General features: G+C 72.0%; 9 protein-coding genes and 1 tRNA gene. 5 read left to right on the forward strand and 5 right to left on the reverse strand.

Going from position 1 to position 12,785, the window contains the following annotated elements; all coding sequences use genetic code 11:
• Nucleotides 1-393: 393 nt before the first annotated feature.
• The 3 genes from ACTOWY_RS36490 to ACTOWY_RS36500 all read right to left on the reverse strand — a co-directional run bounded on the left by ACTOWY_RS36490 (nt 394) and on the right by ACTOWY_RS36500 (nt 3,657).
• Entirely contained in the window at nt 394-1,272 is an 879-nt protein-coding gene (locus tag ACTOWY_RS36490; protein ID WP_441314150.1) for a glycosyltransferase family 2 protein, read from the reverse strand.
• Between the two features lie 19 nt (nt 1,273-1,291).
• Nucleotides 1,292-2,422, reverse strand: a complete 1,131-nt coding sequence (locus ACTOWY_RS36495) for a glycosyltransferase family 4 protein (protein WP_441314249.1) — start codon at nt 2,420-2,422, stop codon at nt 1,292-1,294.
• A 104-nt stretch (nt 2,423-2,526) separates the two neighbouring features.
• Nucleotides 2,527-3,657, reverse strand: coding sequence for a glycosyltransferase family 4 protein (locus tag ACTOWY_RS36500; RefSeq protein WP_441314151.1), 1,131 nt, complete (start codon nt 3,655-3,657; stop codon nt 2,527-2,529).
• Nucleotides 3,658-3,699: 42 nt separating this feature from the next.
• Here ACTOWY_RS36500 and ACTOWY_RS36505 point away from each other — a divergent pair, with 42 nt between their 5' ends.
• Nucleotides 3,700-4,614 (forward strand): glycosyltransferase family 2 protein, encoded by a 915-nt coding sequence (locus tag ACTOWY_RS36505; RefSeq protein WP_441314152.1) that lies wholly within the window; start codon nt 3,700-3,702, stop codon nt 4,612-4,614.
• Here ACTOWY_RS36505 and ACTOWY_RS36510 read toward each other — a convergent pair.
• Complete coding sequence (locus ACTOWY_RS36510; RefSeq protein WP_441314153.1) at nt 4,611-6,743, reverse strand: tetratricopeptide repeat protein; 2,133 nt, start codon at nt 6,741-6,743, stop codon at nt 4,611-4,613. The two genes, ACTOWY_RS36505 and ACTOWY_RS36510, sit on opposite strands and share 4 nt — an antisense overlap.
• Nucleotides 6,740-7,258, reverse strand: a complete 519-nt coding sequence (locus tag ACTOWY_RS36515; RefSeq protein ID WP_441314154.1) for a ClpX C4-type zinc finger protein — start codon at nt 7,256-7,258, stop codon at nt 6,740-6,742. The genes ACTOWY_RS36510 and ACTOWY_RS36515 overlap by 4 nt, the downstream gene beginning before the upstream one ends.
• Nucleotides 7,259-7,393: 135 nt before the next feature.
• Between ACTOWY_RS36515 and ACTOWY_RS36520 the strand changes: the two genes are divergently transcribed.
• From ACTOWY_RS36520 to ACTOWY_RS36535, 4 genes are all read left to right on the forward strand, one after another.
• Entirely contained in the window at nt 7,394-9,907 is a 2,514-nt protein-coding gene (locus ACTOWY_RS36520; RefSeq protein ID WP_441314155.1) for a glycosyltransferase, read from the forward strand.
• Between the two features lie 14 nt (nt 9,908-9,921).
• Nucleotides 9,922-11,013 (forward strand): glycosyltransferase family 4 protein, encoded by a 1,092-nt coding sequence (locus ACTOWY_RS36525; RefSeq protein ID WP_441314156.1) that lies wholly within the window; start codon nt 9,922-9,924, stop codon nt 11,011-11,013.
• A 122-nt stretch (nt 11,014-11,135) separates the two neighbouring features.
• A complete protein-coding gene (locus ACTOWY_RS36530) occupies nt 11,136-12,485 on the forward strand; it encodes a hypothetical protein (protein ID WP_441314157.1) in 1,350 nt (449 codons plus the stop codon).
• Nucleotides 12,486-12,510: 25 nt separating this feature from the next.
• Nucleotides 12,511-12,584: transfer RNA gene (locus tag ACTOWY_RS36535), tRNA-Glu, on the forward strand.
• Nucleotides 12,585-12,785 lie beyond the last annotated feature (201 nt).

A 12,785-nucleotide genomic window follows, 5' to 3' on the forward strand; every position in this document is an offset into this window, starting at 1 on the left:
CGGGTTAAAACACCAGCGGACGGGCAGGAATCAAAGGATAGGGGGAAGAGCTGAAGAGCGAAGAGCAGTGCTCGTGTGCGGTTCCCCATCCTCGTCAGCCCTCCGATACCAAACCACATCCCGGGCAGCGGCCCGGTCGCGCTGGGTTCGCCGGGCAGCGGATTGTGTTGCAGGGCCGCTGCCCGGGATGCGGTGTGTCCTCTCCAGGCTGACGGGGATGGGGAACCGCTCGGGGAAAGTTTTCGAAAAGCCACCCCGGCCGCCTGTCCCGGGCTTCGCCCGACCGCAGTGCCTACGGCGTACAACAACGGCCAACGTGCCGTACGACAACGGCCAACTCGGCGTCCATAACGGCCAACTCGGTGTACGACAACGGCCAACACTCGGTGCGTCTTATGTGTTGGGGGTGCCTCGGGTTTCGAGTTTGAGGCGGAGGGACAGGCCGAGTTTGATGGCCAGGCGGAGGGGGGCGTTGAGGGGGCCGGGGTTGCGGTCGGCGAGGAAGCGGTAGGCGCTGTCGTGGTGGGCGGCCAGCATTTTGGGTTTGACCTTGGCTGTGGAGACGCCGCCGATGTGCATGACCTCGGCCGCTGGGACGTAGACGTTCAGCCAGCCTGCCTTGCCCAGGCGGTCGCCCAGGTCGACGTCCTCGAAGAACATGAAGTACCGGGGGTCGAAGCCGTGGATGGAGTCGAAGGCCTCGCGGCGCAGCAGCAGGCAGGAGCCGGACAGCCAGCCCGCCGGGCGTTCACCGACGGCGCGGCCCTCCTGGCGGTAGGCCCGGGTCCACGGGTTGCCCGGCCAGATCTTGCTGAACAGGGCGTGGCCCACGCCGCGGCCCAGGGACGGGACCAGGCGGGCCGAGGGGTAGACCTCGCCGTTGGGTTCGCGGATCAGGGGGCCGAAGGCGCCCGCCCGGGGCCAGCGCTTGGCGGCATCCAGCAGGGTGTCCAGGGAGCCGGGGCCCCATTCCAGGTCCGGGTTGGCGACCACGACCCAGCCGTAGTCGTCCGGGAGCTGGACCACGCCGCGGTTGGCCGCGGTGCCGTAGCCGACGTTCTCGCCGATGACCAGCAGCTGGACGTGCTCCCGCTCGGCCGCGGCCTGCTCGGGCGCGCCGTCCACCGAGCCGTTGTCGGCCAGCACGACGGTCACGGGTGACTGGCTGCTCGCCTCGTCCAGGGTGTCCAGGAACCGCTCCAGCGTCTTGCCGGGCGAGTAGGTCACGGTGATGACGGCGAGGCGATCTCCGTACTGCTTCTGCTCGGCCACGCCGAGACATTCTGCCGTCTCAGCGGCCTCGGCGGTGCAGCACGTCCGCCCTGGCGTAGGCCTCGCGGTGTTTGACCGCGCTGACCTGCCAGGAGAAGTCCTTCGCCCGTTGCTGGGCGGCGGTGGCCAGTCCGGCGCGCCGGGCCGGGTCGTCCAGCAGTTCGGCCACCGCGGCGGCGATGTCGCCCGCGCCGACCCCACAGTAGGCGACCGCGTCGCCGCCGACCTCGGGCAGGCTCAGCCGCCGGGTGGTCAGCACGCACGCGCCGCAGGCCATCGCCTCCAGCACGGGCAGCCCGAAACCCTCGCCGAGGCTCGGGTAGGCGACCAGGTCAGCCCCGCCGAGCAGGCCGGAGAGGCGCTCGAACGGCACATACCCGGCCCGGATGACCCGCAGCCGGTGCGGCACCGAGTCCAGCGCGCGTTCCACATGGGTGTCCCAGCCGGGCTGGCCGGCCAGCACCAGCGCGGGCGGGTTGGCCCGGCCACGGCAGGCCCTGGCGAAGCCGCGGATCAGCGCGGGCACGTTCTTGCGTGGTTCCAGCGCGCCCAGGAAGGCCACGTACGGGGTGTCGGCCAGGTCCAGTTCGGCGCGGACCGCGGCCACCTCCTCCGGCGCCGGCGGGTGGAAGCGGTCGGTGTCCACCCCGTGCGGGGCGACCTGCAGCACCCGCCGGTCCGCGCCCGCGACCCGCACCAGCTCGGTCGCGGTGGCCTTGGACGGCACCACGCAGACCTCAGCGCGGCGCAGCGAGGCCCTGGTCCAGCCGCGGAAGAACCGGGACTTGACCGGGGAGTGCAGCGCGGAGTCGGTGAAGAAGGTGGCGTCGTGCAGGGTGACCACCGAGGCGACCGGGTTGACCAGCGGCAGGGTGTAGTGCGGGGAGTGCACGACCTGCACCGCGAGTCGCCTGGCCAGCACCGGCAGGCTGCTCTGTTCCCAGGTGAGCCGGGCGGTGCGGGTGGCCACCGACTCGGTTGCGACCACGATCCGGGAGCCAGGGGCCATCTGGTGGTACAGCTCGGCGTCCCTGGGCTGGCAGACCACGCTGATCAGGGCCCCGTCCGCGTCCAGCGCGGCGACCAGCGAATCCACGTACCGACCGACGCCACCACGGTCCGCCGGGACGGCCGTCGCGTCGATCAACACGCTGGGTTCTGCTTGTGCCACCCATGCAGACTAAGGCCAGCCCGAACAACGCATTGCTGGAATGCGAACTTCTCAGGTTTAGCGGCTGGTCACCGTGCCCTTGATCACCCACGAGTGGGACGCCGGTACAGCCCAACGTGCACCCGCCAGACCGCCTCGGCCGCGGCTCGCCAGCTGTACCGCCCGGCCCGCCGCCTGCCCGCTGCCACCATCGTGGCCGCCCGCCGCGGATCGCCGGTGACCTGCCGCAACGCCGCCGCCAGCGCCGTGGCGTCGCCGCGCGGCACGGTGATCCCGGCTCCCCCGGCGACCTCGGCCAGCGCGGGCGCGTCCGAGTGCACCACCGGCACCCCGGCGGCCATCGCCTCCAGCACCGGCAGCCCGAAGCCCTCGGCCCGGCTGGGCGCGGCCAGCACGGTGGCCCGGCCGAGCACCACGGACAGCTCCCGGTCGCTGATCCGCCCGAGCACGACCAGCCGCTCCGCCGCCAGCCCGTGCCGCCGGGCCAGCTCGCCCACCGACACCCCGCCCCAGCCGGGCGGTCCGACCAGCACCAACGGCAACTCGGGCGCGTCCGGCCGGGCCATCGCCTCGATCAGCACGTCGATGCCCTTGCGTGGTTCCACGGTGCCGACGGCCAGCACGTACCGCTCCGGCAACCCCAGCCGCCGGAGGATCGTGGTGGCCGAATCAGCCGGGATGGCCTCGGTGAGCACGCTCGCCACCCCCTCCCCCACCACGTGCACCCTGGCCGGTCCCGGCACGAACCGGGCCAGTTCGGTCTCCACCGCCGCGGTGGGCACCACCAGCGCGTCCGCCCGGCGCACCGCCCGGCCGATCACCGACCGGTGCCAGGCCACGCCGCGGCGGGTGAGGGTCTCCGGATGCGTCCACGGCACGGTGTCGTGCACGGTGACCACCAGTCCGCGGCCGCGACGCGGGGCGGCCGGGGCCAGCGGGGTCGGCGCGTGCACCGAGTCCCCGCCCGGCCACAGCGGCAGTCCGTACTGCCAGGCCAGCGTCAGCGCCCGCCGCGGCAACGGCAGCATCCGGGGCCCGAGCACCCCCGGGATCACCGCCGCGGCCGGATCGGGATGCCGGGCGATCACCCCGGTCACCTCCCAGCCGGCCGGCGCGGTCACCGCCAGCGCCGCGGCCAGCTCCCTGGTGTAGCGGCCGGTGCCGCCGGGGACGGGCGCGAGCAGCTGTTCGGTGAGCACGACTAGCTCGGGCATCCGGTCAGCCTGCCACGTGGCCGACGCATTAACGTCCACCGCATGTCGCAGCAGCCCCGCACGACGGTCGTCGTCGTCACCTGGCGCGGCCGGGACCACATCGTGGACTGCCTGGACGCCCTGTCCGCGCAAAACCGTCCACTGTGGACGATCATCGTGGACAACGCCAGCGACGACGGCACCGCCCAGTTACTGGCCGAGCACCCGATGGCCGGCACCATCCTCCGCCTGGACGAGAACGCGGGCTACGCCGGCGCGCTGGAATCCGCCCTCTCCATCGTCGACACGCCCTACATGGCCTGGCTCAACGACGACGCCGCCCCCGAACCCCGCTGGCTGGCCGCCCTGGAATCGGCCCTGGACGCCGACCCCAAGGCCGCCGCCGCCAGCTCCCGCCTGGTGACCGAGGCGGGGGTGGTGCAGTCCCTGGGCGTCCGGCTGACCGCGGATGGCCACGGCGCGGACCGCACCGAGGTCGGCGAGCCGTTCGGCTTCTGCGGCGGCGCGGCCCTGTTGCGCACCGAGGTGCTGCGCTCGGTGGGCGGCGTGCCGGGCGACTTCTTCTGCTACTACGAGGACACCGACACCTCGTGGCGGCTGCGGCTGGCCGGGTGGCGGGTGGTGAGCGTGCCCTCGGCGGTGGTGTGGCACCGGCACGGGGCGAGTTCGATGCCGGGGTCGCCGCGGTTCCACCGGTGGAATGAGCGCAACCGGTTGCTGATGCTGTTGCGCTGCGCGCCCGCGGTGGTGGCGGGGTGGCAGTTGCTGCGGTTCTGGCTGCTCACGGTGAAGTTGTTGGTGCGCAAGGATTCTTCCGGGGCGCCGAATTTCCGGGTGGGGTTACGGGTCGGGGTGCTCGGGGAGGTGTTGCGGCGGTTGCCCGCGACGTTGCGGGAGCGGCGTGGGGTGAACGGGAACCGGAAGGTGCTGTGGCACGACTGGGCGGGGCGGGCTTAGCCGAGGCTGGTGCGCAGCATCTCGGCCAGTGTGCGGAATGTGGGCTCGTGGTGCCGTTCCACGATCGCCAGCGCCCGCAATCGGCACTCCCGGGCTGCTTCCGGTTGTCCGGCTTCGGCCAGCAGCGAACCGAGCAATCCGAGCGCCTGCCCGGCCACGCTGTCATCCGCTACCTGCTCGCCCAGTTCCGCTGCTTCCCGGCAGCACTCGATGGCCTCGGCGTGGCGGCCCAGCCCGGCTGCTACGGCGGCCAGCCGGGCCAGGCCGATGGCCAGGTTGGTCCGGCTGCCCAGTCCCCGGCTCAACTCGACGTAACGGCGCAGGCACCCGGCGGCCTCGGCCGCCCGGCCGAGCCGCTGGAGGTCCCCGGCGAGGCGGAACCACCCAGCCGCCTCCGGCCCCCGTTGCCCGAGCTGACCGCAGAACCGCACTGACTCGGCGACCAGCGCCAGCCCCTCGTCCACCCGGCCGAGCCCGAGGTGGGCGCGGCCAAGACCGTCGAGGGCGTCCGCGACGCCACCGGGCTGTCCGAGTTCGCGGCTGAGTTCGAGTTGCCGCCCATGGCATTCCAGTTGCACCGCGAAGTCACCGGCCCGGTGCAGTGCTGCCCCGAGCGTGTTTCGCGCCTTGACCGCGAGCCACGGGTCGTCGGTCTGCTCAGCGGCGGTGACCGCGTGCTCGGCGCAGCGCACCGCCTCCGCCACTTCTCCGGCGCTGAGCAGGGCCTCGGCGCGTTCCACCCCGGCCAGGTACCCCAGATACGGGTCGGCGAGCGCGGTCGCCGCCTCCAGTGCCAGCCCGGCCAGCTCGACGTGGTCGGCGATCCGGCGCCGCAGGGAGAGGTAGGTGGTCAGCGTGGTGGTCACCAGTAGCACCAGGCCGTGCTCCTGGTAGGCGCGGGCGAGATGGGCCAGTTCGAGCAGGGTGCGGTACTCCAGGTCAAGCCAGTCCACCGCCTCCGCGAGCGTGGCGAATCGGTTGTCCGGCGGAGTGTCCCTGGACATCACGTGCTCATTGGCCTGCTCGGCCACCGAGCCGTAGTACTCGACCATGCGGCCCATCGCCGGTCCGCGCTCCTCTTCCGCCAGTTCGGCGGCGTACGCGGCGAGCAGGTCGTGCAGCCGCCACCGGTCCCAGCGTGAGCCCTGTTCGATCAGGTGCGCGCGAGCCAGCTCGGACAACAGCCGCCGTGCCGCGGGCTCGGACAGGTCGGCGATGGCCGCTGCGGCCTCGGTGCTGACCTGCTCGCCAGGATTGACCGGCAGCAGCCGGAACATCCGGGCCTGCTCGGGCGGCAACTGCCGATAGGACAGGTCAAAAGACGCGCGGACCGCCAACTCCTGGCCGAACTCCAGCTCGGACAGCAGTTCTCGCTCATCGGCCAGCGCCTGGACGCGGGCCGAGAGTGGCTGACCGGGGTGGGCGGCGAGGTCGGCGGCGGTGATGCGCAACGCCAGGGGCAGGTAGCCGCACAGCCGGGCCAGGTCAGCGAGTTCCGGACCTAGGCGGGAGTCGTCGCCGATGGCCTGGCGGAGCAGCTCCGCGAGCAGGGCCTCAGCCTGGTCTGGCGGCAACACAGCCAGGTCGAGCAGGCGGGCGTCGAGGTCGGCCAGGGTGTGGCGGCTGGTGACCAGGAGGCGGTGTGTGCCGCCGGGGAGCAGGGGCTGGACCTGGGTGGCGGTGCCCGCGTTGTCGGCGACCAGGAGCAGGGGCTGGTGGCGGTCCAGAGCCGAGCGGTAGCTGCGTTCGCAGGCGTCCTGGCCGGTGGGGGCGGGTTCGCCGAGGGCGGTGAGCAGGTCGGTGAGGGCTTGTTCCGGGGTGACCGGGGTGTCGTAGCCGCGCAGGTCGAGGAACAGGACGCCGCCGGGGAACTCCGGGCGCAGCTCGTGTGCGGCGCGGACGGCCAGGGCGGTTTTGCCGACGCCGGGCAGGCCGGTGACCACGACCGAGCCCGCGCGCAGGCCGTCGAGCAGCTCGGCCAGTTCCCGGTCGCGGCCGACGAAGACCGGCTGGGGCGGCACCCCGGACAGGGCCTGGGACGGGATCACCGGCTGCTGCACGGTGATGTCCCTGCCCTGCACGACCAGGTTGGCCCACACCTGACCGCTGATCCGGTTGTGCGTGCTCACCCGCCCAGTGTGGCGGCAACCACCTCGGCGGCGAAGTTGGCGCAGCCGCCGCAGATCCGCACGCCGGGGCCGGTGGCCAGTGGGCCGGTCTCGGTGGCGGGTTTGGCGCAGAAGGAGCAGGTGAAGCGGCCTGCGGCCTGGTCGAGGCGGCTGGGGTGGCCGGCGAGGACTAGTTGGGCCTGGTTGACGCAGTTGTCGCAGATGAAGATCTGTGGCCCGGCGACCAGGCGGCCGCACTCCTCCTCCGGGGCGGCGCAGAAGGAGCAGGCGAGGCCGGAGGGGGTCTTCCTGGGGCGCCAGTCCGGGACGCCGCCAGCCGCTTCGACCAGCTGGTGCACCCGCTGGTGGCTCAGGTCCAGGGCGTCGGCGATCTCGCGCAACGAGGCGCCGGAGAGGTGCAGGCGGCGGATCGAGCGCTGGTACTCGGCCTTGGCCGCCTCGGTGGCGCGCTGGGCGGCCCGCCACTGCTCGGTGGCGGCGCGGGTGGCGGCAAGCAGGGTCTCGTCCACGGGCATGCGTCTAGGGTAGGTAGACAGTGTGAGGCTCGTCTAGGTGCGATTGACACCTTTTGGGTGCGGGCCGTACCTACGATCAACATCGGATGAGGCAGGCTTAGCGAGTTCGCGCAGTCTGCGGGGAGGAGTCGGGACGTGGCGGAGTTGCCCCTGGTGTCGGTGGTGGTGGTCAACTACCGCGGCGCCGAGGACACCATCACCTGCCTGCGGGCGTTGCGCGAGCAGCTCGACTACCCGACCGAACGACTCCAGCTGATCTGCGTCGACAACGCCTCCGGCGACGGTTCGGCCGAGCGGATCGAGGCCGAGGCGGACGGGGTCATGCTGGTACGCGCCCCGGCCAACCTGGGCTTCGCCGGTGGCTGCAACCTCGGCGTCGAGCACTCCCACGGCGAGGTGCTGGCCTTCCTCAACAACGACGCCCGGCCGGATCCGCAGTGGGTGCGGGCCGCGGTCGCGGTGCTGCGCGCGGAGCCGACCGTGGGCGCGGTGGCCAGCAAGGTCCTGGACTGGGATGGCAAGGCCATCGACTTCGTCGACGGCGGGCTCACCTGGTTCGGCATGGGCTACAAGCGGCACGCCGGGGAACCCGACGACGGCTCGCACGACGCCCCGCGCGACGTGCTCTTCGGCACCGGGTCGGCACTGTTCGTGCGGGCCAACCTGTTCCGCGCGCTGCACGGCTTCGACGAGCGCTTCTTCATGTTCTACGAGGACGTGGACCTCGGCTGGCGGCTCAACCTGCGCGGCTGGCGGGTGCGCTACGAGCCCGGCTCGCTGACCTACCACCGGCACCACGCCTCCATGTCCGGCGTGCACTCCGCCCGCGAGCACTACCTGCTGGAGCGCAACGCGCTGGCGATGCTCTACAAGAACCTCTCCGACGCCTCGCTGGCCAAGGTGCTGCCCGCCGCGCTGGCCCTGGCCGTGCGCCGCTCCACCGCCCGCGGCGAACTGGACCCGACCCAGCTGGAGATCACTCGCCGCCCGGCCGACCGGGCCGAGGACGACGCACCCGTCGAGATCTCCCGGGAGACCCTGGCCGGGTTCCTGGCGATCGACCAGTTCGTGGAGCTGCTGCCCTCGCTCGGCCCCTCGCGGGCCGAGGAACAGGCCGCCAGGAGGTGCACCGATCACGACCTGCTTCCGTTGATGCGCAAGGCGATGGAGCCCGCCTACCCGCTGCCGCGCTACCTGGCCGCACACGAGGTGCTGGTCAAGGCCTTCGGTCTGGATGAGGTGTTCGGGCGGCCGCGGCGGATCCTGGTGATCACCGGCGATGTGGTGGCCGAGCGGATGGCCGGACCGGCGATCCGGGCCTGGAACATGGCGCTGACCCTCGCAGGCGAGCACGAGGTCCGGCTGGTCAGCATCAACAAGTCCTTCGCGCCGCCGCCCGCGCCGTTCGCGGTTGTGCAGGCGCCGCAACGGGATCTGCCGCAGCACGTGGACTGGGCCGACGTGGTGGTGCTGCAGGGCCACGTGCTGGAACTGGTGCCCTCGCTGAAGCGCAAGGACTCCACCAAGATCGTGGTCTGCGACGTCTACGACCCGATGCACCTGGAACTGCTGGAACAGAGCAAGGACAACGACGACGAGCGCCGGGCCAAGGACGTCATCGGCGTCACCAAGGTGCTCAACGCCCAGCTCCAGCGCGGTGACTTCTTCCTCTGCGCCTCCGAACGCCAGCGGCACTTCTGGCTGGGCAACCTGATGGCGCTGGGCAGGCTCACCCCCGCGCTCTACGACGCCGACCCGACCGTGCAGTCCCTGCTCGCGGTGGCCCCCTTCGGCCTGCCCGGCAAGCCGCCGGAGCGCAACGGCCGCGGTATCCGCGGCGTCGCGCCCGGCATCGGCGAGTCCGACAAGGTCGTGCTGTGGGCCGGTGGCGTGTACAGCTGGTTCGACCCGCTGACCCTGATCCAGTCGGTGGATCTGTTGCGGCACAAGCGCGATGACCTCCGGCTGTTCTTCCTCGGCATGCGCCATCCGAACCCGGACGTGCCGGAGATGGGCATCACCGCGGAGACCCGGCGACTGGCGCACCAGCTCGGCCTGGTCAACCGGCACGTGTTCTTCAACGAGAGCTGGGTGCCCTACCACCAGCGGCAGAACTTCCTGCTGGACGCCGACTGCGGGGTCACCACGCACTTCGAGCACGTGGAGACCACCTTCGCCTTCCGCACCAGGGTTTTGGACTACCTGTGGGCCGGACTGCCCATCGTGACCACCGACGGCGATTCCTTCGCCGACCTGGTCCGCGCTGAGGGCCTTGGCCTGGTCGTCCCGGCCGAGGACCCGGCGGAACTGGCCGAGGCGCTGGACCTGGTGCTCTACGACACCGAGTTCGCCGCGGCCTGCCGGGACCGGATCGCCGCCATCCGGGACGAGTTCACCTGGGAGAACGCGCTGGCGCCGCTGGTGGAGTTCTGCCGCAACCCGCGCCCGGCCGCCGATCGGCTCTCCGCCAGCTCCCCGCTGACCAGGACACCCCCGCTCAACTCCAGCCAGCGACTGCGCCGGGACCTTGGCCTGTTCCGGGAGTACCTCAACGCCGGTGGCGCGGGCGAGGTCGCCCGGCGGGCCGGTGGGCGACTGGCGCGGCTGGCCAAGGACCGGCTGCGCGGCGGGGACGAGAGAAGCCAGTGAGAGGAAACGCTGACGTGAAGCCGCTCCGGGTGCTGCTGGACGGCAACCCGCTGCTCGGGGACCGGACCGGGGTCGGCCGGTACACCGCCGCACTGGCCGAGGAACTCGCCTCGATGTCCACTGTGGACGTTCGCGCGGTGGCCTTCACCCTGCGCGGCTGGCGGGCGCTGCGCTCGGCCGTGCCGCACGGGGTGCGCGCCCGCGGCCTGCCGGTGCCAGCCCGGCTGCTGCGCGCGGCCTGGCTGCGCTCGCCGCTGCCGCCGATCGAGGTCTTCGCCGGGTTCACCGACGTGGTGCACGCGACCAACTTCGTGCTGCCGCCCTCGCTGCGCGCAGGCAGTGTGCTCACCATCCATGACCTGGCCTTCCTGGACGCGCCCGCGGAGATCCCGGCCAGCGAGTCCGACCTGCCCGAACTGGTCCGGCGCTCGGCCAAGCGCGCCGACGTGGTGTGCACGCCGACGCACGCGGTGGCCGAGACGGTCAGCGAACGCCTCGGCGTGTCCAAGGAACGGATCAAGGTCACCCCGCTGGGCGTGGACCCGGCCTGGTTCGTGGCCAGGGCGCCCAGTGAGAACCTGCGGCGACGGCTCGGGCTGCCCGAGCAGTACCTGCTCTTCGTCGGCGCCGAAGGCCCGCGCAAGGGCCTGGCCAGCCTGGTCGCCGCGCACGCGGCCGATCCGGAACTGCCGCCGCTGGTGCTGGCCGGGCCAGGCACGGACACCGTGGACGGAACCGATGGCCGGGTGATCCGCACCGGGTACCTCTCCGAGCTGGACCTGCGCCGGGTGGTCGCGGGGGCCGCGCTGCTGGTGCTGCCGTCCCGGGACGAGGGCTTCGGCCTGCCGGTGCTGGAGGCCATGGCCTGCGGCGTGCCGGTGGTGTGCTCGGACGTGCCCGCGCTGCGCGAGGTGGCGGGCGGACTGGCCACCCTGGTCCCGTTCGGCGACGTGGAAGCGCTCACCGCGGCCCTGTCGTCCACATTGGACGATGGCGTGTCAGCGGACACCCTGGCCAAACGGCGGGCGCACGCCTCGGAGTTCACCTGGCGGCGCTGTGCCGAGGAGACCGTGGCGGCCTACCGGCAGGCGGCGGGCAGGCGCTGACCGCGGCGTTGCCAAGGCGCGTGTGACAGAGCTGTCACGACGGAGTAACCCGTTGCTCCAAACGCGTTCCAGGCACGGGAAAGTCCTCGTGAGCGCGACGTGATGCTGCCAGCATGGAGGTCATGACCCCAGGCGAGGAAGCCGAGTCGGCGCTCAAGGAGCTGCACGCCTCCCTCGACGAACGGCACCGTCCCGAGGACGTCGCCGAACTGGTGCTCCAGGCGCTCGGCGGCAAGCTCACCGCGGCGGAGTCCGCGTTACTCGGGGTCGCCGCGGCCAAGGGCCGGGGCAACGGCTACTTCTCCTCCATGCCGGAGGACTTCGCCCGCCCGGTCGGCGGCACCGCGCAACTGGCCTGCGCGGCCAAGGTCTTCGGCCTGCCCGAACCACCCGCGGTCAACCCGGACGACCCGCAGGCCCTGCGCGCGGTGGCCAACTCCCTCGGCGAGACCGTGGGCTGGCACACCGACCACGCCGACTTCCTGGCCCACCGGCTGGACCGGCAGGAACGCCAGCGGGCCGGGATGGAGATCACCGCGCGGCAGTACAACCGGCGCTGGCGCGCGCTGCACCGGCTGGCGGCCAAGGCGAAACAACTCGAACACGAGCAGTTCAAGCGGCGACTGGTGATGCTGGGCCGCTCCGGGTTCGCCGGACAACTGGACTTCGCCCGCTTCCGCGCCGATGAGGACGCGGCCTGCTTCATCGCCTACTACACCGCCCGCCGCAACCTGCGCCGCGAGTTCTCCCTGGCCGGGCGGGCAAACCCGTTCGACCAGATCGCCGACGCGCTGCTGGCCCGCTGCGAACGCGGGACGGCGACCGACTGGGCGATGATCGCACTCGTACTGCCCAGCCAGGAGGTGCTCTACCGGCTCGACGACGCCCAGCGCGGCGAACTGCTGGGCCGCTGGTCAGCGGTGATGCACCAGGCCGCGACCCTGCTGGGACGGATGTGGCGCACCGGCGGCTTTGATCGCGTGCGGATGGTTGTGCGCCGAGGCAACGATTCCAGCACCTGGAACCTGCTCGCCCAGGGCTACAACGCCGCCCGCGCGGCCTGGCTGTCCTGCCTGGCCGCCACCGGCACCGAACGACTGCTGGAGATCGCCTGCCCCGGCAAGGCGATGCGACTGATGGCCGCCGACCTGGTGCAGTGGCACGCGGCAGGCGCCGACCTGTCCCCCGACACCGCGGTCTGGGCCGGCCTGCCACTGCCCTGGGACGTGCTGGACGGACACGTGGAATGCGGCCGGGCCAAGGTCGAGGAGGTCTGCGCCCGGGTCGGCCTGGACCCGCGCCTGTCCGGCTGGACCGCCCCCCGGCCGGCCGACGGAGTCGCCGAGTTCACCCCGACCCCGGAACTGGTGCACGGGGTCAGCATCGCCGATCCGGCCTGGGCACAGGTGCTGCGCCGGTCCGGATTCTTCAGCGGGCGGCCGATCGGGCGAAGTTCTGGCGCGACCGAGTAGTCCTGTGCCACTGTGGAAAGTCCGACTCGCTGTAGCTCAGTGGTAGAGCGCTCGGCTCTCAGGACCGAGTAGTCACCGGTTCGAGCCCGGTCAGCGAGGCTGTATCGATTGGCGTGCTCCGCACGCTGGATTTTTCGCTCTTAGTCGCCTCGTCGCGCATCCGCCACACGCGAAGCAAGCTTCGGATGTGTCGGACGCACGACAAGGCAACGCGAAAAATCGGCACCCCGCCACTGGTTAAAGGCTCGCCGTGTCGCTGCGCGCCACGCCTTTTCGCAACAAGTTGTGGTGGTTGCGTTG

Origin of the sequence: Crossiella sp. CA198 (assembly GCF_052078295.1) — a bacterium.
Lineage (GTDB): Bacteria > Actinomycetota > Actinomycetes > Mycobacteriales > Pseudonocardiaceae > Crossiella.

What these genes read in the sequence shown, in the direction of transcription:
- ACTOWY_RS36500 (WP_441314151.1), bottom strand. Translation starts at nt 3,657, where the DNA reads ATGCCCGAGCTAGTCGTGCTCACCGAACAGCTGCTCGCGCCCGTCCCC.
- ACTOWY_RS36505 (WP_441314152.1), top strand. Translation starts at nt 3,700, where the DNA reads ATGTCGCAGCAGCCCCGCACGACGGTCGTCGTCGTCACCTGGCGCGGC.
- ACTOWY_RS36515 (WP_441314154.1), bottom strand. Translation starts at nt 7,258, where the DNA reads ATGCCCGTGGACGAGACCCTGCTTGCCGCCACCCGCGCCGCCACCGAG.
- ACTOWY_RS36530 (WP_441314157.1), top strand. Translation starts at nt 11,136, where the DNA reads ATGACCCCAGGCGAGGAAGCCGAGTCGGCGCTCAAGGAGCTGCACGCC.